Here is an 18,070-nt window from a genome sequence, read left to right on the forward strand (position 1 = left end):
CCGCGATCAGGTGCCGGCGTCCCGCTGGCCCGGGGCGTTTGCCTCGTGGTTTCGGAGCCCGTGGGTGCGCCGGTCCTCTTTCATGGCGGCTTCGAACAGGTGCTTGCGGCCGCCGGCCAGCGTTTCACGTGCCTGTCGCTCCAGCTCCTTGAAGGGACCGTAGTAGATCTCGTCGTACTCGTCGATGATCTGGAACGTCCAATGCCCCTCGATGACGTTGCGGCCCACGATTTCCCGATCGACCCGCTCGGCCAGTTGCCGGTGTCCGGCCTTGCGCAGCAGCTCCACGGCCTCGCCCAGCGCCAGGTCGGCCGTACCGGTGAGCCGGTGAAAGCCGTACAGCAGGCCGCGGGCGTGTTCCGCCGCTTCCAACGCCTCCGAAATCTTGCCCAGGGCCTCAAAGGTGGCGTCGTCGAGGCCCTCGGGGCGCCGGTACTTTTCGGCGGGCCCGTCGTCAGGTCGCTTTGTCACGGTGGGCACTCTTTCCGGTTGTCGCGTCATAGGCAGCCCCGAGCGCGGATGCCCGGCGGATGATGTTTCGGGCCATGGAGGGGAAGATCAGCCCGTGGAACGGGAGCACCAGCCACCAGTAGAGCTTGCCGGAGAGCCCGGTGGGGAAGTAGATGGCGCGCTGCCGGTAGACGCTGCCGCCGTCCGCGGGGACCACCGACAGTTCCAGCCAGGCCTGGCCCGGCACCTTCATCTCGGCGTGCAGCCGCAGCAGCCGGCGCTCGGGCGCGTCCTCGATGGCCTCCACCCGCCACCAGTCAACGGCGTCGCCCACGCTAAGCCGGTCGGCATGCCGCCGACCGCGGTTGAGCCCGGCGCCGCCCACCAGTTTGTCCAGCACGCCCCGGATGGCCCAGGCCGCGGGCCACGAGTACCAGCCACTGTCCCCGCCGATCCCCTGGATCACCCGCCAGACGTCCTCGGCGGCGACGGCGGAGCCGCGTTCCCGCGCGTCCACGAAGACGGTGCGGCCCGCCCACTCAGGGTCGCTGGGCAGCGGGTCCGACGGCGGGCTGTTGGAGGCGTTGGTCCAGCTGGTTTCCACCTCGCCGCTGGCCATCTTGCCCAGCGCCAACTGCACCGCACGGCGGTACCCGGTCAGTCCGCCCTCGGGCGGCGGGATGTAGCGGTCGATGTCGTGTTCCGCGGAGACGGCGTCGTGCTGGAGGGACTGCACCAACGGCACGGCCATGGCGTGCGGGATCGGGGTCGTCAGCGCCACCCACCAGCCGGCCAGCGCGGGAGCCGGAATCGGCAGGGCATAAATCAGCCGCCGCGCCAGCCCGGCCTCGCGCGCGTACCCGTACATCAGTCCCGCGTAGGTGATCCGTTCCCGCGAGCCGATGTCGAAGGTGCGGTTCAGCCCGGCCGGCAGCTCCGGCGCCCGTTCCAGGTAGTGCAGCACATCGCTGATGGCTATCGGCTCCACGGTGCGCCGCACCCAGCTGGGCGCCGGCATGACCGGCAGGTTTTCGGCCAGATGCCGGATCATCTCGAAGGAGGCGGAACCGGAGCCAATCACGACGCCGGCCTGGAAGACCGCCGCCGGCACCTCGCCTTCCAGCAGCGCCCCGCCCACGGCGGCCCGCGAACGCATGTGGCGGGACAACTCGACGTTCTCCGGATGCAGCCCGCCCAGATAGACGATCCGTTGCGCCCCGGCCGCGGCGGCAGCGGCCGCGACCGTGTGCGCTACCGCGAGTTCGCGCCCTTCGAAGTCGGTCCCGGAGGCCATGGAGTGCACCAGGTAGAACACCGTCTGCACGCCGGCGCAGGCCAGCTTGGCGTCGTCGGCGTCGGCGAGGTCGCCGGCAACAATGTCCACGTCGTCGTGCCACGGAACGGTTGCGAGCTTGCCCGGTGAGCGGACCAGGACGCGCACGGCGTAGCCGCGGGCCAGCAGCCGCGGAACCAGCCGCCCGCCAATGTAGCCGGTGGCGCCGGTGACCAGCACCAGCTGCGGCGTCGGTTCCGGTGGAGTGGCCATGACGCCATGCTTCCACCCGCGCCGGGCCCTGTCACGGGGTCAAGGGCCCGGAAAGCGCCGGACGTCAGTCCCTGGAGCGGGGCTCTGCGCCGCTCAGCCCGCGCCGCAGCAGGTACGGCAGGATCCACAGCAGGAAGAACATCGCCACCAGCACGCCGCCGCCCACCGCCAGGGCAGGGACGTCGCCGGCGATCACGTCCACGATGAACGCCACACAACCGGTGGCCAGCAGCCCGATCCCCAGCACCGCGACCCTCACGATCCGGTGCCCGTGCGCCACGGTCGCGTCTTTGAGGTGCAGCCCGAACAGCTGGCGGTGGATCGCCACCGGCGTGAGGATCACGCCGGTCATGAGCGCCGCAAGCACCAGCAGCGCGATGTACAGGCTCACCTGGTACGGGGCCAGATCGCTGAAGCGGCTCTGGAACGGAAGCGTCATCAGGAACGCGGTGATGATCTGCGCGCCGGTCTGCATCACCCGCAGCTCCTGCAGCAGCTCGTTCCAATTCCGGTCCAGCTTCTCCTCGAAGGTCTCGGTCCGGCCCTTTGAATGTTCGTTAACGCGGTCTTCCGTAGCCATAGGAAAAACTTAGCGTCTCCGGCGGCTCTCCACTCAACCGGGAAGTACGACGGCGGGGCGCATCCCGAGGGGAGAGACGCCGCCAAAAAAAATTTCCATGAAAGTGCATCCAAATACCCCGCCCGGACAGTAGTAGGGGTGTAAGCACCGATCAGCCCGGAGCACCCGGGCCGTTGAAGGAGAACAAAATGCGCAAGAGCATCGTTACGGTTTCAGCCCTGGGGCTTCTGGCACTCGGCGCGGCAAGTCCCGCCCAGGCGGCCGAACAGGAAGCCCAGCTCTCGGTCCTGCACGGCGTCCCGGATTTGACCGTGGACGTGTGGGTGAACGGCGAACGGACGCTGGATGACTTCGCTCCCGGCGACCTGGCCGGTCCGCTGGCACTGCCTGCGGGCGAGTACTCGCTGGCCATCACCGCCTCGGACGCCGAGAACGCCGACAGCCCCGCCATCGGCCCGGTGGATGTCCAACTGGAAGGCGGCGGCAACTACACCGCCGTGGCCAACCTGGACGCCGAGGGCAATCCCACCGCCAACCTGTTCACCAACGACGTCTCGGCCATTGAGGCCGGCAAGGGCAAGCTGACCGTGCGCCACACGGCCGCCGCCCCCGCCGTCGACGTGCTGGCCGGAGGTTCTCCGGTGATCCAGGGCCTGTCCAACCCGGACGAGCAGACCCTCACCCTCGACCCGGGCACGATCTCCGCGGCGGTGGCTGCGGCGGGCACCACTGAACCGGTGATCGGCCCGGCCGACGTGCCGGTGGCGGAGGGCACCCACACGATTGTCTACGCCTGGGGCAGCCTGAATGACGGCAACCTGGCCCTTGCGGTGCAGAACATCGAAGGACTGCATTCCGCGCCGGGCGCCGTGCCGGGCGGCATGTCGGGCGCGGCCGCAGAGGCCGGCCCGGACTACACCATCGCCGCGGTTGCCGGCGGAGCAGTGCTGCTGCTCCTCGGCACCGGCGCAGTCGCCCGTCGCAAGCAAGCGGTTCGCACCACCGACTAACTGCGACGGGTCCAAAAAGAAGCCGGCGGCGCCAGCCCGGGGCGCCGCCGGCTTCCATCGCTTTGGCGCCGGCAACCACCCCTCGAGGAAAGAATCATGACAACCGTACCGACGACGACGATGGGGACCCGCGCAGGGCTCCTGTGCTGCGGCGTCTTGATCGCCGCTACCGGCTGCGCCGGACCCATGCAGCCGGCCGCGGGCCGGCAGCTGGTTCCGGCGGCCTCCCCGGCAGCTGTTGGAAACCCCGCAGGGCCGGGCGAAACCGCGGTCCCGGCGGTCGACAAGATCCCCGACCCTGCCGACATTCCGGTGCGGCTGGCCGCACCACTGACCGCCGCCAATCAGGAGACGCCGCCCACCCGGCTGGTCGTGGCCGGCACGTCAATCGATGTGAGCGTCGTCGACGTCGGCGTCACAACGGGTAACGCCATGGAGATCCCCGAGTCGGTGGAGCAGGCGGGTTGGTACCGCTACGGTGCCGCGCCGGGTGACCGGGCGGGGACCGCGGTGATAGCGGCCCACGTCGACACCTTGGCGGGCCTGGCTCCCTTCTCCGAACTGAGGCAGCTCGAACAGGGCACCCGCATCACGGTGGAACGGGCTGCCGCCGGTCCCGTGACCTACCGCGTTACCGAGGTGGCGCTGATGGACAAGGACGATTTCGACGGAAACGGCATCTTCCGCCGCGATGGACAACCGCTGCTCAAGCTGGTCACCTGCGGTGGCCAATGGCTGGACGCGCGAGAGGATTACAGCCACAATGTGGTTGTCACGGCAGTTCCCGACTGACTTTTCCGGTCCCGCAACAACTGTTCGCGTGGCGTTTCCTCCGACCAACCGGAAGGACGCAGGCTTGGTACCTCATCCTTTCGAAGCGTGGGACACGGACATCGACGCAGCCTTCGCGGCGGGTGAGGAGGCTGCCATCGCCGATGCCTACCGGCACCTGGCCCCGCTCGTCCACACGCTGGCCTCCAGGGCCCTGCAAGACAAGTCCGCGGCGGACGATATCACCCAGGAAGTATTCATCCGGGCGTGGCGATCGCGGGAAGGATTCGATCCGACGCTCGGCCGGTTGCCGGCCTGGATCGTGGGGATCACCCGCCGCGCCATCGCCGACGCGTATTCTTCCGCCGCCCGCGAGCAGCACAAACTGCGGGCCGTTTCGGCGGTCATGCCCGACCCCGAATTCGCCCGGGACTCCCAGTCGCCGGAGGTCCTCGCAGACCGCCTGCTGCTGGACGATGAGCTGGAGCGGCTGGGCGAACCCAAGGGCTCCATCATGCGCCTGGCGTTCTACGAGGATCTGACCCACGAACAGATTTCCCACCGGCTGGACCTTCCCGTTGGTACCGTCAAAAGCCATATTCATCGCAGTTTGCACCACCTGAGGAGCCGATTGGAGGTCGACCATGCAGCATCTTGAACCGGAACTGATCAGCCTGCTGGCGCTGGACGACGCCGTCGGCAGCCAGTCGGACAGGGACCATCTGCGCCGCTGCAGCCGGTGCGCGGAGGAGTACCACGCGCTGCGCCGGGCGGTGGAGGCGGTGAGGGCCGACCCCGAACCAACCCTCGAGCCGCCGGATCCAGCGGTCTGGGAAACCATTCACCGCGAACTCGCCCTTTCTCCCGAACTGGCCGCGGACCCATTGCAGGGTGGCACGGAAACAGCGCCGGCCGGGCGCCGGCCGGCCCGGACCGCCTCATCCCGGGGGGTATCTGCCAAGCCCAAGGCTGCCCGGCGCCTCCCCGCCGGGCCTCCCCCCTCCCGGCGCCCGCCCTCCCGGCACCTGCCCGCCTGGCTGGCCGCGGCGGCCGCGGTGGCGATCGTCGCCGCCATCGGCATCTCCTGGGGCGTCACCCGCAACGCCGCCACGCTGGCGCAGGCGCAGTTGGAACCGCTGGAGCAATACGCGGCCACCGGAACGGCCCGGGTAGTGGAAGCCAACGGCACCAGGGAACTCGAGATCCGGCTGAGCGAGAACGAGGCGCAGGGATACCAGGAGGTGTGGTTGATAGCACCGGATTTGTCCGCCCTGGTCAGCCTCGGCGTGATGGACTCGGACACCGGCAGGTTCGCCATCCCGGACGGACTGGACCTGTCGCGGTTCCCCATCGTCGACGTCTCGGACGAACCGCTGGACGGAAACCCCGAGCACTCCAGCGTCAGCATCGTCCGCGGCACCCTCGACACCTAGCCGTCCCCCCGGTAACGACAGGAAGGTCCCGCAGCGCACCCGAACATCCGTCGACAGCCGGAGGAACCATGCAGCAGCAAACGGAGACGAGGACCGGGCGGGCCGTGCCGATCCTGGTGTTGGCCAGTTCCCTGGCGGCCATCGTTGCCGCCTTTTGGGGCAGCGGGGCGCTTATGGGAACGCCGATCCAGGAGGCGGCAGGGGGTTGGCTGAATGAGGACTCGACGCCGCTGGCCCCGGCCTCGGCCGCCTTCCGCATCTGGTCGCTCATTTACCTGGGCCTGCTGGCCTACGCGGTGTGGCAACTGTTGCCGGCCCAGCGGCAGTCGGAACGACACGCGGCCCTGCGTCCCTGGGCGGTGGCGGCCATGCTCCTGAACGCTGCCTGGATCTGGGTGGTGCAGGCCGGCCTGTTGGTGTTCAGCCTCACGGTGATCGTTGTCCTGCTGGCGGTGCTGGCGCGCATCCTCGTGCTGCTGGTCTGGTCGACGTCCGGCGCGTGGCTGGACACCCTGATCACCGACGGCACCTTCGGGTTGTATCTGGGCTGGGTCACCGTGGCCACGGTCGCCAACACCTCCGCCGTCCTCGCCGCGTCCGGGCTGGACGGCCTGGGGCTGCCGGTCACCCTGCTGTCCTCCATCGTGCTTGCCGTCGCGGCGGCGGTCGGCGTCGGAACCGCCCTGTACAGCCGCGGCCGGCTCGCGCCTGCGCTGGCCACCGCCTGGGGCCTGGCCTGGATTGCCGTCGGGCGCCTGGACGGCGGGCTGGTGGACGAAGGCACCGCGATTGCGGCCGGCATCTGCGCCGCGGTGGTGCTGCTCTCCGCCGTCGTCATCCGGTTCATTGCCAGGGGAGCCCCGGGAGATTAGTAAGGGTGCTGAATTTCGCCCTTGGCTGACGGACGCGCCGCCGACGGGACGAAACCGCCGGCCATGGCTAGGTTGGGAATAGCAGCACGCCGACAAGCGGCAGCACCTACACAAGGAGGTTTCTCATGGCGGAAACGAACCGATCGAAGGCAAGCTACACCGTACCGGGGCTCGAACTTGAAGAGGGTGTCAAGGTCGCCGACCTCTTGCAGATGCGGCTTCACGCCCTCAACGACCTGCAGCTGACGCTCAAGCACGCACATTGGAACGTGGTGGGCCGCGACTTCATCGGCGTCCACGAAATGCTGGACCCGCAGATCGAAAAGGTCCGCGCGATGATCGACGAGACCGCCGAGCGCATCGCCACCCTGGGCATCTCGCCGAACGGCTTGCCCGGCGCCCTGGTCAAGGAGCGCAGCTGGGACGACTACGACATCCACCGCGCCGGGACCGCCGAACACCTGGCCGCCCTGGACGTCGTGTACAACGGCGTGATCTCCGACCACCGCGAGGCCATCGAAACCGTCGGCGAGATCGATCCGGTCACCGAGGACATGCTGATCGGCCAGACCGCCGAGCTGGAGCTCTTCCAGTGGTTCATGCGCGCACACCTGGAAAACAGCGCCGGTGAACTCGCGACGGAGGGCGCCAAGACCGAAAAGGGCGCGGCCAAGAAGACCAAGTAGGCCGGCGGCGCCCTCCGGCGCGCCTCGCCGCATCCAGGGCCCGGCGGCACCCCGCACAGGGGTGCCGCCGGGCCCCTTTGCGTCCTGCGTGCCGGGGGCCCCTTCGCGTCCCACGTGCCGGGCCCCTTTGCGTCCCCGGTGCCACCGCGCCCCTTTGCGTCCTGATGCACGCAGGAGCGGCACGGTCAGTACAGGAAGATCGGCAGCCAGTCGCGGTTGTGCGCGTGCACCAGCGCCAGGAACAGCACGAAGTCGAAGATCAGGTGCACGGATACCACGTAGGTGAACGACTTCGTCAGCTTGAACGTATAGCCCTGCAGCAGCGCGAACGGGAAGGTCAGCAGCGGCCCCCACGCCTGGTAGCCGATCTCCCACAGGAAGGACGAGAACACGACGGCCTGCAGGAGGTTGGCCAGCCAGTCGGGAAAATGCCGGCGCAGCAGCGTGAAGGTGGTGCAGATGAAGAACAGTTCGTCCCAGATGCCGACGGCGTTTACGCCGAGAAAGAGCCGCCAGAAGATCGTGGGGTCGGAGGCATCCGGCCAATTTTGGTAAACGCCGGTGCTGACCAGATACACCGGCAGGATGAAGTAGCCGAGCGCCACGACGCCGATGAGGTACAGCTTGGCGGACAACGGCCATTTGCGGCCCGTGTTCACCGGAAACCTGATGATCTTCTCCCGGTAGACAAACCTGGACATCAGCCACGGCACCAGGACGGCCAACGCGAGGGCGCCGCCCATCAGGGCCATGTGCCCGAGGCTCAGGTCGGCGTTCAGGGGCACCAGACTGATGATCAGCATCCCGGCCGCGATCAGCGCAAGATGCCGCACAAACTCCCGGTCAATCAGCCCCGCCGTGGCCACGCTCAGCGCGAGCAGGCCGTAGCCGAGGGGGTTATTCTCGACGGCAAAAAGCAGCACGCCGGACGCCGAGAGGAGCAGCGCCGGCACCAGTTTCCAGCTCAGCGCGGTCCGGGGCGGTTCGGTCGAGATTGTTGTCACGCCACCAGCATCTCAGCACAGCCCCCGCCGCGGAAACCGTTGACGGTTTAGCGCCCGGCTGGTTCCACCGTCGCCCCGTGGCTAGTGGTGGCCGGCCTTGGTGGTGCCGAACATCAGCGTGCGGCGGGCGATGTCGTAGTACACGGTCTCCGCGGTGGAGAGGAGGTCCTGGAGGTTGTCGGCGTCGTCGGCGTCCAGCGTCAGCACCTCTTCCCACGCGCCCTGGTCCAGGACCAGTTGCAGGGTCCAGGTGCCGCGGGCCCCCGGCTCGCCGGCTACCCAGGTGAACTGGTAGTGGCTGAGCTGGCGGACCTTGATGCTGTCGTCGGTGACCGGCTGTTGCGGTGTTGGTGTCATGGTTTGCTCCTGAGGGTGAGGAAGCCTGACCGGCCTCACGTGACGCCGGGGTCCGGACGATATACCCCAACGATGCTAAGTGTGCTTACTACGTTCCATGATGGGGCCGCCGCTGGCAAGCCTTTGCCGGATATCGGCGCGGGAGCCCGCCAAACCGGCCGACTAGTTGGGGATCCTGACCCCGCCAATTGCGGGCAATGGTCGCGCACCGGGCCCCGGTGACGCACACTATGGAACAACGAAGTGCAGAAGTGACGGGGGCAGCCTGCACGCTCCCAACCTTGGGGAGAAGGTCAGTCATGACTCTGAACGCCGAAAGCCGCGCGGCCGCCGAGGCAGCGTCGGATCCTTGTGGCTGGCGGCGGGTAGGCCCCCTCGTCGAAGCGGAGCTTCAGCGTTTCACTGCAGGGAACCGCAGCCGGGCCGGCAAGCTCTCGCGTACTTTTCCCGTGCTGTGGGACCGGATTGAGGCTGCGCTGGGCGGCGGCAAGCGGATGCGGCCCAGGATGGTGCAGCTCGCGTACCGGTCCTTCGGCGGCGAGGATCCGCGCCGCTGCGCCCGGCTGGGTGCGGCGTTCGAGCTGCTGCACACCGCGCTGGTGGTGCACGACGACGTCATCGACAGGGACTTCGTCCGCCGCGGCCTGCCGACCATCGGAGCCCGTTACCGGGACGACGCCAGAGGTCAGGGGCTGCCCGGGCCCGAGGCCGAGCACCTGGGCCACGCGGCGTCGATCATTGCCGGCGACCTCCTGCTGACCGGTGCCCTACGGATGGCCGGCAGCTCCGGCGCCGGGCTGCCGTGCGGCGACGTCCTGATGGAAACGGTCCACGACGCCGTGTTTGCCTCGGCCGCGGGCGAACTGGACGATGTCCTGCTGTCGGCGGCGACGGAAAGCCCCGGCCTGGGCGACGTCCTCGGCATGGAACGTTTGAAGACGGCGGCTTACTCCTTTGAGGCGCCGCTGAAAGCCGGGGCGCTGTTGGCCGGTGCCGACCGACACCCGGCCGAGGCACTCGCCGCGGTCGGGCGGCGCATCGGGCTGGCCTACCAGATCGTGGACGACGTTCTCGGGACCTTCGGGGAGCCCGGCACCACCGGCAAATCCGCCGAATCCGACCTGCGCGAAGGCAAACGCACCGTGCTGACCGCGTATGCGGCGGAGGCGGAAGGGTTCGATGACCTGTTGGCCGCGTTTCGCCGCGGCGAGGCGGGGGTCGGCGAGGTCCGCGCGGCGCTCACGGACTGCGGCGCCGACGCGCAGGCGATGCGGCTCGCCCGCATCCTGGTGGACGAAGCGCTCGAGGAGTCCCGCCTCCTGCCCCTGGACGCCGGCGCGTGGAGCGAACTGGCGCGGGTCTGCAACCAGGTGCTGACGAGGGGGAACTAGCGGCCATGGAACCGAACCCGCTGCTCCGCTACACCGACGCCGCCGGCCGCAGCGCCGGCGTCGTGATTGCCCGCTATTCCACCTCCTTCGGCTTGGCATGCCGGCTGCTCGGGCCGGAGGAACGCCGGCACATCGCCAACATCTATGCGCTGGTCCGGGTGGCCGACGAAGCGGTGGACGGGGCGGCTGCCGAGGCCGGGCTCGACGCCGTGGCCGTGCGCGACCAGCTGAACCGGCTGGAACGCGAGACCGAAACCGCACTGCTAACCGGTTACAGCACCAACATGGTGGTACACGCGTTCGCCGGAACCGCCCGCGCGTGCGGCATCGGCGTCGACCTGACCCGGCCGTTTTTCGCCTCCATGCGCGCGGACATCACGGTGGCCGAACACACCGCAGATTCGTTGGCAGACTACATTTACGGCTCCGCCGAGGTGGTGGGCCTGATGTGCCTGCGGGTGTTCCAAACCATGCCGGGCGCGATACCCGGCCGGGACGACGAGCTCGCCGCCGCCGCCCGCCGGCTGGGCTCCGCCTTCCAAAAAGTCAACTTCCTGCGCGACCTCGCCGCCGACCGGGATCAGCTGGGCCGCAGCTACTTCCCGCAGTCGGGCGCCGAGGCGTGGGACGAGCAACGGAAGCACGCGCTGGTGGCCGATATCCGGGCGGACCTCGCTGCCGCCGGGCGGGGCATTGCGCTGCTCCCGCCCGGTGCCTGCACCGCCGTCGAACTGGCCCATGCCTTGTTCAGCGCGCTCGTCAACCGGCTGGAACGGATACCGGCGGAGGAGCTGCTTTCCCGCCGGGTGCGCGTCGGCACGCCGCAGAAGGCCGCGATCGCCCTGCGGATCCTAGCCCGCCAGCGGCTGCGCGGCAGGAGCGCCGCCTGATGGGCACCGCCTCGTTCAAGACCAGGCTGACCGCCCGCCGACGGGCAGCGGGTGCGGCGCCGCAGACCGGCGGCTCGGGCCAACCGGTGGTGGTCATCGGCGGCGGAGTCTCCGGACTGGCAACGGCCGGGCTGCTGGCCCGGGCGGGGCACCGCGTCACCCTGCTGGAACAACGCTCCGTCGTCGGCGGCCGGGCCGGACGGCACGAGCGAGACGGCTACCGCTTCGACACCGGCCCGTCCTGGTACCTGATGCCGGAGGTGATCGACCACTGGTTCAAACTGATGGGCACCAGCGCCGCGGAGCAGCTGGAGCTGGTGCGGCTGGACCCCGGTTACCGGATCTGGTTCGAGGGGTATCCGGCGGCCACGGAGGTCCGCTCGGGCCGCGAAAACGTGGCCGAACTGTTTCAAGGCCTGCAACCGGGGTCCGGGCCGGCGCTGCACCACTACCTGGACGAGGCAGCGGAAACATACCGGCTGGCCAAGGAGCACTTCCTGTACGACGACTTCGCCAGCCTGCGCGGCCTGGCCCACCCGCAGGTGCTGCGCCGGGCACCCCGGCTGGCCAAGCTACTGGGCTGGAGCCTGGACCGTTACGTCCGCGAACGGTTCACGGACCCGCGGCTGCATCAGCTGTTGGGGTACCCGGCAGTGTTCCTGGGCACCAGCCCGTACCGGGCGCCGGCGATGTACCACCTGATGAGCCACTTGGATCTGGACGACGGCGTGTACTACCCGATGGGCGGGCTCGCCGCCCTGGTCGATGCGATGGAGCGGCTGGCGCGGGAGGCCGGCGTCCGGATCGAAACCCGTGCCACGGCCCGGCGGATCGTCACCGGGCGGTCCGGCGCGAAGGCCCGCTGCGAGGCGGTGGTCTGGTCGGATGCCGCCGGCGCCGAACACCGGACGGCGGCGGGCGTCGTCGTCGCCGCGGCGGATCTGCATCACGTGGAGACCGCGCTGCTGCCGGCGCACCTGCGCAGCCACCCGGAACCGGTATGGCGCCGCCGCGACCCCGGTCCCAGCGCCGTGCTGGTCTGCCTGGGTGTGCGCGGGCCGCTGCCGCAGCTGGCCCACCACAATCTGCTCTTCACCCGGGACTGGAAGGAGAACTTCGGCCGCATCCGCTCCGGGTGCGCGCTGGCTCGGGAGACGTCCATCTACGTGTGCAAGCCCAGCGCCACCGACGCCGGGGCGGCGCCCGCCGGGGACGAGAACGTGTTCATCCTGGTTCCCGCCCCGGCTGAGCCGGCCTGGGGCTCGGGCGGTGACGACGGGTCCGGGGCGGCCGCCGTGGAAGCGGTCGCGGATGCCGCCATCGACCAGCTGGCCGCCTGGACTGGCGCGACTGACCTGTGCGGCCGGATCGCCGTCCGGCGCACCTACGGCCCGGCGGACTTCTCGGACGGCTTCAACGCGTGGCGCGGCAGCGCGCTGGGTCCGGCGCACACCCTGCGGCAGAGCGCCTTCCTGCGCCCGGGCAACCGGAGCCGCCGGGTGGACGGGCTGCACTACGCCGGCAGCTCGGTCCGGCCGGGCATCGGCGTGCCCATGTGCCTGATCAGTGCCGAACTGGTGCTCAAGGCCGTGCAGGGGATCGGGACGCCCGGCGCACTGCCGGAACCGGACCCGGCGGCGCCCGGCCCCGCGCCGTCGTCGGACAGTGCTGGGAGGAGCGCATGATCTACCTGGCCGTGCTGGTGGCGCTGCTGGGCTGCATGGCCCTGCTGGACGCGCGCTACAGGCTGTTCTTCTTCGCCCGGCCGGTCGCGGCGGCCGTCACCCTGGCCGCCGGACTGGCGTACTTCCTGGCCTGGGACGTCTGGGCTATCGCGCTCGGAATCTTTGTGCACCGCGACTCGCCGCTGATGACCGGCCTGATGCTGGGCCCGGAGTTGCCGCTGGAGGAGGCGTTCTTCCTGGCCTTCCTCTGCTATCAAACCATGATCCTGTTCACCGGGCTGCTGGCATGGGGCCGGCACCGGCGGGCGGCCCGCGCGGCCAGGCCTCAGCTGGTCAGCCGCGACGACGGCGCGCCGGCCGGGGGTGGTGCGGCATGAGTTTCCTGGAGCTGAATGCGGTCTTCCTCGGCGTCGCGGTAGTGGCGGCAGTGGGCGCGGTCCTGGCACGGCGGGTGCCCCGCGGGGCAGTCGCGGCGGCCGGCCTGTCCGTCGCGGCGCTGTGGGTGCTCACCGCCGTGTTCGACAACGTCATGATCGCCTCCGGGCTGTTCGACTACGGCGGACACGCCCTGGCCGGACTCCGGATCGGCCTGGCGCCGGTCGAGGACTTTGCCTATCCGTTGGGTGCGGCGCTGCTGCTGCCCGCGGTGTGGCTGATGCTCACGGGCCCGCGCCGCCGTCGTGCGGATGAGAGGGCCGGCCGAGCCGACGGGGGAGGGGAACCGTCGTGATTCGTGAACTGGTCATCACCTCCCGGCCGGTGTCCTGGGTCAACACCGCCTACCCCTTCGCCGCCGGATACCTGCTGGCCTCCGGCGGCGTCGACTGGCCGCTGGTGGTGGGCACCATCTTCTTCCTGGTCCCGTACAACCTGGCGATGTACGGCATCAACGACGTCTTCGACTACGAATCGGACCTGCTCAACCCGCGCAAGGGCGGGGCCGAGGGAGCGGTGGTGGACAGGGCCCGACACCGCGCGATCCTGCAGGCAAGCGCCGTGGCCACGGTGCCGTTCATCGCGGTCCTGGCGGTCGCGGGCAGCGTGGCGTCCAACCTGGTGCTGCTGGTCTCGCTGGCCGCGGTCTACGCTTACAGCGCGCCGGGGCTGCGGTTCAAGGAAAGGCCGTTCCTGGACTCGCTGACCTCCAGCACGCACTTCGTCTCGCCCGCGGTCTACGGGCTGGTCCTGGCCGGCGCCGGCTTCACCCCGGGGCTGTGGGCGCTGCTGGCCGCGTACTTCCTGTGGGGCGTGGCCAGCCATGCCTTCGGGGCGGTCCAGGATGTGGTCCCGGACCGCGAGGCAGGGCTCGGGTCGATCGGCACCGTGCTGGGCGCCCGCCGCACCGTGCTGGTCTCCGCCGCCGCCTATGCGGCTGCCGGACTGCTGATGCTGGCCACCGAATGGCCGGGCCCGCTGGGCGGGCTCCTGGCCCTGCCGTATCTGGCCAACGTGCTGCGCTTCGCCGGGATCGACGACGCCGGCTCGGCCGCCGCGAACGCGGGGTGGAAACGGTTCCTGTGGCTGAACTATGTAATCGGCTTTCTGGTCACCATGCTGCTGATTTGGTACGCGGGAGTCCGGTGAAACCCCTGGCCGACAACGGGGCCGCGAAGGCCCGTCCTACGGAGGGTCGGCATCACACCATCATGACCGTGGTGATCCCGGTGCTCGACGACGCCGCGGCGCTCGCCGAGTGCCTCGCGCTGCTGGGGCGGCAGACCCGTCCGCCCTACGAGATCATCGTCGTGGACAACAACTGCACCGATTCCTCGGTCCACGTGGCACTGGCGGCCGGGGCGCGCGTCGTCGTCGAACCACGCCCCGGCATCCCGGCCGCAGCGGCTGCGGGCTACGACGCCGCCGTCGCCGGCTTCGACGCCGCCTGCGTAGGGCCCGATGCCGCCGCCGCTCCCAGTTTCGCTGCCCCCGCTGCCGGTTCCGACGGCGCCTCCGCCCGCTTCGACACCTCCGCCGCCGCGGTGATCGTCCGCTGCGACGCCGACACCCGTCCTCCCGAGGACTGGTTGGCGCGAATCGGTGCCGCCTTCGACGCCGATCCCGGCCTCGACGCGCTGACCGGCCCGGGCCGGTTCTACGACCTGCCGCGGCCGGTGGCTCGGCTGGCCAGCGCCGCCTATGGCTCCGGCTACCGGCTCGGCGCCGGCCTCGCGATGGCGGCCACCCCGGTGTGGGGATCGAACTTCGCCATGCGCCGGACTGCCTGGGAACGGGCCAGGGCAGGTATCCATCGCGACCGGCAGGACATCCACGACGACCTGGACCTGAGCTTCCAGCTGGCTCCGTGGGCGCGGATCCGGTTCGCCCCGGGGCTGCGCGTCGGCGCGGCCGGGCGGATCTTCGCCGACCGGGCCGCGTTTGCCCGGCGCTTCCGCTGGGCCCTCACCACGGTGACGGTGAACTGGGCGGTCCAACCACCCGGGCAGCGGTGGCTGCGGCGCTTCAACGTCAGGACGCCGGAGCGGAGGAGCCCAGCATCTCCAAATAGTGCGGGTTCTGCATGATGCCGAGGACGTTCCCGAACGGATCCACGACCGAGGCCGTCACGAATCCGTGGCCGCGTTCCGTGACGGGCTCCAGCTCCTTCGCGCCCTTGTCCAGCAGGCGCTGCCGCACGGACCGCACATCGTCCACATGCCAGTAGAGGATCGCGCCGCCGGGGTCGATGGCGTGTCCGGGCGGAGCGTGCATGGTGTCGATCAGCCCCAGCTCGTGCTCGTAGTCGCCGACCCGGAACTCCGCATAGCCCGGCTGCTCAAAGTAGGGCTTCTTCCCCAGCAGGTCGGAGTACCACTCGACCGCCGCCGGCAGGTCCGGGGTGTAATAGCTGACCGTACTCATTCCGCGCAGCATGGGTCCCTCCGAAGGATTGCCGAAGCCGCCCCGGCACTCGCCGGGCCGCCGTGATGGTTGGACGCTACCGCACCTGGACGTCCCTGTCTGCCCTACAGTTGCGGTAGCGCGGCCAGGAAGAGTACGACGTCGGGGCCGCGCCGGGAAGGGAGCAGAAAGTGGACTGGATTGACCTGCTGGTCGGTGTTGCCGGTGGCCTCGTCCTGGTCTATGCGGTGCTGCTGGCCTGCCTGTGGTGGTACGCGCGCCAGCATCCGGAGACGGTGGGAATGCGTGATGCCCTGCGCCTGCTGCCGGATCTGCTGCGGCTGCTGCGCCGGTTGACGGGGGACCGCGCGGTACCGGCGCGGGTCCGGATTCTGCTCGTGCTGCTGCTGGCCTATCTGGCCAGCCCCATTGACTTGGTGCCGGATTTCCTACCGGTCATCGGGTATGCCGACGACGTCTTGGTCGTGGCCTGGGCCCTGCGGCTGCTGATCCGGTCCGCGGGCCCGGAGGCATTGCGCCGGCACTGGCCCGGTACCCCGGTGGGACTTCGCGTCATAGAACGGCTGGCCGGGCTGCCGGCGACGGGCCCCGGACCGGCAGAGCGCCAGCCAAAGCCTTAGCGCGCGGCCGCTTTCAGGCGCTGCGGTCCGTGGTTCGGCACGACGGGTATGTCCAGCCGGCGCCTGCCCCATAGCCGGCGCCTGCCTCGGAGTGAAAGCTCCATCTCCTCCAGCGCCAGCGCCACCTCCCGTGCGGTGGGGCGGTCCGCCGGATCCGTAGCCGTCATGGCGCCCAGCAGCAGCGCCCAGTCGGGCCCGAGGCTGGCCGGGATCTCCGGATCGCGCAGCAGCCGGGCAACCGCTGCCTCCAACGGCGGACCGGGATAGGCGGGCTTGCCGGTCAAGCACTCCAGCAGCACCAGGCCCAGCGAGTAGATGTCGCTGGCCGGGCCGGCCGGCTCGCCCTTGGCTTGCTCGGGGCTCAGGTAGGCGGCGGTCCCATAGATGCCGTCCTCGCGGGCATCTTCGGAGATCACGACGGCGATGCCGAAGTCGGTGAGCTTGGCCCGGAGGCGGGAGGCGTCGTCGTCGTAATTGAGAAGCATGATGTTGCCGGGCTTGATGTCCCGGTGGACCACGGAGTTGTTGTGGATGTAGGCGATTCCCTCGGCCAGCTCGCGACCGACCTGGGCCACGTGGCGCTGCGGCAGCGGACCCTCCACCAGGCGCCCGCGCAGGTCCGCGCCCTCGATCAGTTCCATGACCAGGTAAATCTGCGGGTGATCCGCTTCCACCCGGTCGATGCCCGCGTCCAGCAGGATCACCAGGTTGGGGTGGTTCAGCCGCGCCAGAAGTTTGATTTCCGCGTCATCGTGGTGGAACTCTGCCTCGTTCATCGAGGGCCGCTGGATGACCTTGACGGCCACCTCGCGTCCCAGGATTTCATCCTCGGCACGATACACCCGCGCGCTTGCTCCGGTTCCGACAAGCTGCTTGAGCCGGTACCGCCCGCCCAGGAGCGTGCCGGCCCGATCTGAATCCCGATCTGAATGAGGCGTACTCGCCAACGTCTCCTGCTTTCCGGCTGGCCTTGACAGCACACTTAGCATCGTACGGCGTCGAGTGCCAAATAGTTGCCTGAAGCGATTGGTATTCCGAATCGTTATCAGCGAGGGATGGGGAGGCCGGAGGCCGGCGAAACAGATTTCGCCCGACTGGCTCTAGCTGTGACCCGCGCCACGAGGTGTAGCGTGGGACCTACTTGGGGGAGCGCCACTGGAGGACATCATGACAGGCGAGATTTTTGATGATTCCGAGACGACAGTCAGGGACTTCCTTCACGGCTTGGCGGCAGACAGCGCCGACATTGAAGCATTCCTCAACGCGGTGGCCCGTTTGGCGGTGCACAATTTGTCCCGGCCCGGCGAGGAACTCCTGAGTGGCATCACGCTGCTGCGTCATAAGAAGGCCGGCACGGTGGCCAGCAGTAGCGATCGTGCGCAGAAATTGGACGAAGTTCAGTATGAATATTCTGACGGCCCCTGCCTGCGGGCAGCCCGCGAGCACACGGTGGTGCACATCCCCGACCTGAAGGTGGAGACGAGCTGGCCCGCGTACACCCAGGACGTCCTGGCCGAGGGCATCCGGTCCATCCTGGCCGTGCCGATCGCGCTCGAGACCGGCGACAGTGCGGGGTTGAACCTCTACTCGGACCTGCCGCGCAGATTCGATGCGGAGGCCCTGCACGCGGCCGAGCAATATGCCCAGCAGGCCTCCCAAGCACTGTCCCTCGCGGTCCGGCTGGCCCGGCACCGAGAGACCGAAGCGGATTTGAAGGCGGCGCTGGAATCACGAACGACCATTGCCGTTGCCGTCGGGATCATCATGGGCCAAAGCCGGTGCAGCCAGGACGAAGCCTTCGCGATGCTCAAGTCAGCCTCCAACACCCGGAACATCAAGCTCCGCGAGCTCGCCTCTGACATCGTCGCCTCCACCGGAACTCCCTCGGCCGAAACTCATTTCGACAAATAACCGGC

22 protein-coding genes are annotated in these 18,070 nt (G+C 69.3%); 15 read left to right on the forward strand and 7 right to left on the reverse strand.

Going from position 1 to position 18,070, the window contains the following annotated elements; translation table 11 throughout:
- Window positions 1-6: 6 nt before the first annotated feature.
- From AC5RW2_RS00890 to AC5RW2_RS00900, 3 genes are all read right to left on the reverse strand, one after another.
- Window positions 7-471, reverse strand: a complete 465-nt coding sequence (locus tag AC5RW2_RS00890) for a hypothetical protein (protein ID WP_494073447.1) — start codon at window positions 469-471, stop codon at window positions 7-9.
- A complete protein-coding gene (locus tag AC5RW2_RS00895) occupies window positions 455-1,996 on the reverse strand; it encodes an SDR family oxidoreductase (protein ID WP_494073448.1) in 1,542 nt (513 codons plus the stop codon). The genes AC5RW2_RS00890 and AC5RW2_RS00895 overlap by 17 nt, the downstream gene beginning before the upstream one ends.
- 64 nt (window positions 1,997-2,060) lie before the next feature.
- Window positions 2,061-2,576: a DUF6328 family protein gene (locus AC5RW2_RS00900; RefSeq protein WP_494014587.1), complete on the reverse strand. Its 516-nt coding sequence runs from the start codon at window positions 2,574-2,576 to the stop codon at window positions 2,061-2,063.
- Between the two features lie 188 nt (window positions 2,577-2,764).
- Between AC5RW2_RS00900 and AC5RW2_RS00905 the strand changes: the two genes are divergently transcribed.
- From AC5RW2_RS00905 to AC5RW2_RS00930, 6 genes are all read left to right on the forward strand, one after another.
- Window positions 2,765-3,586 (forward strand): DUF4397 domain-containing protein, encoded by an 822-nt coding sequence (locus AC5RW2_RS00905; RefSeq protein ID WP_494073449.1) that lies wholly within the window; start codon window positions 2,765-2,767, stop codon window positions 3,584-3,586.
- A gap of 96 nt (window positions 3,587-3,682) precedes the next feature.
- Entirely contained in the window at window positions 3,683-4,378 is a 696-nt protein-coding gene (locus AC5RW2_RS00910) for a class F sortase (RefSeq protein WP_494073450.1), read from the forward strand.
- A 64-nt stretch (window positions 4,379-4,442) separates the two neighbouring features.
- Entirely contained in the window at window positions 4,443-5,015 is a 573-nt protein-coding gene (locus tag AC5RW2_RS00915; RefSeq protein ID WP_494073451.1) for an RNA polymerase sigma factor, read from the forward strand.
- On the forward strand, window positions 5,002-5,790 hold the full coding sequence (locus AC5RW2_RS00920; RefSeq protein WP_494073452.1) for an anti-sigma factor: 789 nt from the start codon (window positions 5,002-5,004) through the stop codon (window positions 5,788-5,790). The genes AC5RW2_RS00915 and AC5RW2_RS00920 overlap by 14 nt, the downstream gene beginning before the upstream one ends.
- Window positions 5,791-5,858: 68 nt before the next feature.
- Window positions 5,859-6,662 carry a TspO-related membrane protein gene (locus AC5RW2_RS00925; RefSeq protein WP_494014582.1) on the forward strand — a complete coding sequence of 268 codons (804 nt, stop codon included), beginning with the start codon at window positions 5,859-5,861 and terminating at the stop codon, window positions 6,660-6,662.
- Between the two features lie 125 nt (window positions 6,663-6,787).
- The gene (locus AC5RW2_RS00930; protein ID WP_494073453.1) at window positions 6,788-7,348 is read left to right on the forward strand and encodes a Dps family protein; all 561 of its coding nucleotides are present in this window, start codon (window positions 6,788-6,790) and stop codon (window positions 7,346-7,348) included.
- Window positions 7,349-7,533: 185 nt separating this feature from the next.
- Here AC5RW2_RS00930 and AC5RW2_RS00935 read toward each other — a convergent pair whose 3' ends face one another.
- Together AC5RW2_RS00935 and AC5RW2_RS00940 are read right to left on the reverse strand one after the other, a co-directional pair.
- A complete protein-coding gene (locus AC5RW2_RS00935) occupies window positions 7,534-8,352 on the reverse strand; it encodes a CPBP family intramembrane glutamic endopeptidase (RefSeq protein WP_494073454.1) in 819 nt (272 codons plus the stop codon).
- 81 nt (window positions 8,353-8,433) lie between these two features.
- Window positions 8,434-8,709, reverse strand: coding sequence for a hypothetical protein (locus tag AC5RW2_RS00940; RefSeq protein WP_494001649.1), 276 nt, complete (start codon window positions 8,707-8,709; stop codon window positions 8,434-8,436).
- Window positions 8,710-9,008: 299 nt separating this feature from the next.
- On the opposite strand from AC5RW2_RS00940, the gene AC5RW2_RS00945 reads away from it, so the two are divergent.
- The 7 genes from AC5RW2_RS00945 (at window position 9,009) to AC5RW2_RS00975 (ending at window position 15,197) form a co-directional block, all read left to right on the forward strand.
- Entirely contained in the window at window positions 9,009-10,100 is a 1,092-nt protein-coding gene (locus tag AC5RW2_RS00945; RefSeq protein WP_494073455.1) for a polyprenyl synthetase family protein, read from the forward strand.
- Between the two features lie 5 nt (window positions 10,101-10,105).
- The gene (locus AC5RW2_RS00950; protein ID WP_494073456.1) at window positions 10,106-10,990 is read left to right on the forward strand and encodes a phytoene/squalene synthase family protein; all 885 of its coding nucleotides are present in this window, start codon (window positions 10,106-10,108) and stop codon (window positions 10,988-10,990) included.
- Window positions 10,990-12,675: a phytoene desaturase family protein gene (gene crtI, locus AC5RW2_RS00955; RefSeq protein WP_494073457.1), complete on the forward strand. Its 1,686-nt coding sequence runs from the start codon at window positions 10,990-10,992 to the stop codon at window positions 12,673-12,675. Before AC5RW2_RS00950 ends, crtI begins: the two co-directional genes overlap by 1 nt.
- The gene (locus tag AC5RW2_RS00960; RefSeq protein WP_494073458.1) at window positions 12,672-13,052 is read left to right on the forward strand and encodes a lycopene cyclase domain-containing protein; all 381 of its coding nucleotides are present in this window, start codon (window positions 12,672-12,674) and stop codon (window positions 13,050-13,052) included. The genes crtI and AC5RW2_RS00960 overlap by 4 nt, the downstream gene beginning before the upstream one ends.
- Window positions 13,049-13,405, forward strand: a complete 357-nt coding sequence (locus tag AC5RW2_RS00965) for a lycopene cyclase domain-containing protein (protein WP_494001644.1) — start codon at window positions 13,049-13,051, stop codon at window positions 13,403-13,405. The genes AC5RW2_RS00960 and AC5RW2_RS00965 overlap by 4 nt, the downstream gene beginning before the upstream one ends.
- Window positions 13,402-14,259: a prenyltransferase gene (locus tag AC5RW2_RS00970; protein ID WP_494073459.1), complete on the forward strand. Its 858-nt coding sequence runs from the start codon at window positions 13,402-13,404 to the stop codon at window positions 14,257-14,259. Before AC5RW2_RS00965 ends, AC5RW2_RS00970 begins: the two co-directional genes overlap by 4 nt.
- Window positions 14,260-14,321: 62 nt before the next feature.
- Complete coding sequence (locus tag AC5RW2_RS00975; protein ID WP_494073460.1) at window positions 14,322-15,197, forward strand: glycosyltransferase family 2 protein; 876 nt, start codon at window positions 14,322-14,324, stop codon at window positions 15,195-15,197.
- Here AC5RW2_RS00975 and AC5RW2_RS00980 read toward each other — a convergent pair.
- Entirely contained in the window at window positions 15,142-15,534 is a 393-nt protein-coding gene (locus AC5RW2_RS00980) for a VOC family protein (RefSeq protein WP_494073461.1), read from the reverse strand. The two genes, AC5RW2_RS00975 and AC5RW2_RS00980, sit on opposite strands and share 56 nt — an antisense overlap.
- A 170-nt stretch (window positions 15,535-15,704) precedes the next feature.
- On the opposite strand from AC5RW2_RS00980, the gene AC5RW2_RS00985 reads away from it, so the two are divergent.
- Window positions 15,705-16,154 carry a YkvA family protein gene (locus tag AC5RW2_RS00985; RefSeq protein WP_494073462.1) on the forward strand — a complete coding sequence of 150 codons (450 nt, stop codon included), beginning with the start codon at window positions 15,705-15,707 and terminating at the stop codon, window positions 16,152-16,154.
- Here the strand turns inward: AC5RW2_RS00985 and AC5RW2_RS00990 are convergent.
- Window positions 16,151-17,143 carry a serine/threonine-protein kinase gene (locus tag AC5RW2_RS00990; RefSeq protein ID WP_494073463.1) on the reverse strand — a complete coding sequence of 331 codons (993 nt, stop codon included), beginning with the start codon at window positions 17,141-17,143 and terminating at the stop codon, window positions 16,151-16,153. The two genes, AC5RW2_RS00985 and AC5RW2_RS00990, sit on opposite strands and share 4 nt — an antisense overlap.
- A 178-nt stretch (window positions 17,144-17,321) precedes the next feature.
- Between AC5RW2_RS00990 and AC5RW2_RS00995 the strand changes: the two genes are divergently transcribed.
- Window positions 17,322-18,065, forward strand: coding sequence for an ANTAR domain-containing protein (locus AC5RW2_RS00995; protein WP_494073464.1), 744 nt, complete (start codon window positions 17,322-17,324; stop codon window positions 18,063-18,065).
- Window positions 18,066-18,070: the final 5 nt, after the last annotated feature.

It is taken from the genome of Arthrobacter sp. B0316-1-20, assembly GCF_059091865.1.

Coding starts and splice junctions, on each gene's coding strand:
- AC5RW2_RS00895 (WP_494073448.1), bottom strand. CDS start 1,996: ATGGCCACTCCACCGGAACCGACGCCGCAGCTGGTGCTGGTCACCGGC.
- AC5RW2_RS00900 (WP_494014587.1), bottom strand. CDS start 2,576: ATGGCTACGGAAGACCGCGTTAACGAACATTCAAAGGGCCGGACCGAG.
- AC5RW2_RS00905 (WP_494073449.1), top strand. CDS start 2,765: ATGCGCAAGAGCATCGTTACGGTTTCAGCCCTGGGGCTTCTGGCACTC.
- AC5RW2_RS00910 (WP_494073450.1), top strand. CDS start 3,683: ATGACAACCGTACCGACGACGACGATGGGGACCCGCGCAGGGCTCCTG.
- AC5RW2_RS00920 (WP_494073452.1), top strand. CDS start 5,002: ATGCAGCATCTTGAACCGGAACTGATCAGCCTGCTGGCGCTGGACGAC.
- AC5RW2_RS00925 (WP_494014582.1), top strand. CDS start 5,859: ATGCAGCAGCAAACGGAGACGAGGACCGGGCGGGCCGTGCCGATCCTG.
- AC5RW2_RS00930 (WP_494073453.1), top strand. CDS start 6,788: ATGGCGGAAACGAACCGATCGAAGGCAAGCTACACCGTACCGGGGCTC.
- AC5RW2_RS00940 (WP_494001649.1), bottom strand. CDS start 8,709: ATGACACCAACACCGCAACAGCCGGTCACCGACGACAGCATCAAGGTC.
- AC5RW2_RS00945 (WP_494073455.1), top strand. CDS start 9,009: ATGACTCTGAACGCCGAAAGCCGCGCGGCCGCCGAGGCAGCGTCGGAT.
- AC5RW2_RS00950 (WP_494073456.1), top strand. CDS start 10,106: ATGGAACCGAACCCGCTGCTCCGCTACACCGACGCCGCCGGCCGCAGC.
- crtI (WP_494073457.1), top strand. CDS start 10,990: ATGGGCACCGCCTCGTTCAAGACCAGGCTGACCGCCCGCCGACGGGCA.
- AC5RW2_RS00960 (WP_494073458.1), top strand. CDS start 12,672: ATGATCTACCTGGCCGTGCTGGTGGCGCTGCTGGGCTGCATGGCCCTG.
- AC5RW2_RS00965 (WP_494001644.1), top strand. CDS start 13,049: ATGAGTTTCCTGGAGCTGAATGCGGTCTTCCTCGGCGTCGCGGTAGTG.
- AC5RW2_RS00975 (WP_494073460.1), top strand. CDS start 14,322: ATGACCGTGGTGATCCCGGTGCTCGACGACGCCGCGGCGCTCGCCGAG.
- AC5RW2_RS00980 (WP_494073461.1), bottom strand. CDS start 15,534: ATGAGTACGGTCAGCTATTACACCCCGGACCTGCCGGCGGCGGTCGAG.
- AC5RW2_RS00990 (WP_494073463.1), bottom strand. CDS start 17,143: ATGCTAAGTGTGCTGTCAAGGCCAGCCGGAAAGCAGGAGACGTTGGCG.
- AC5RW2_RS00995 (WP_494073464.1), top strand. CDS start 17,322: ATGACAGGCGAGATTTTTGATGATTCCGAGACGACAGTCAGGGACTTC.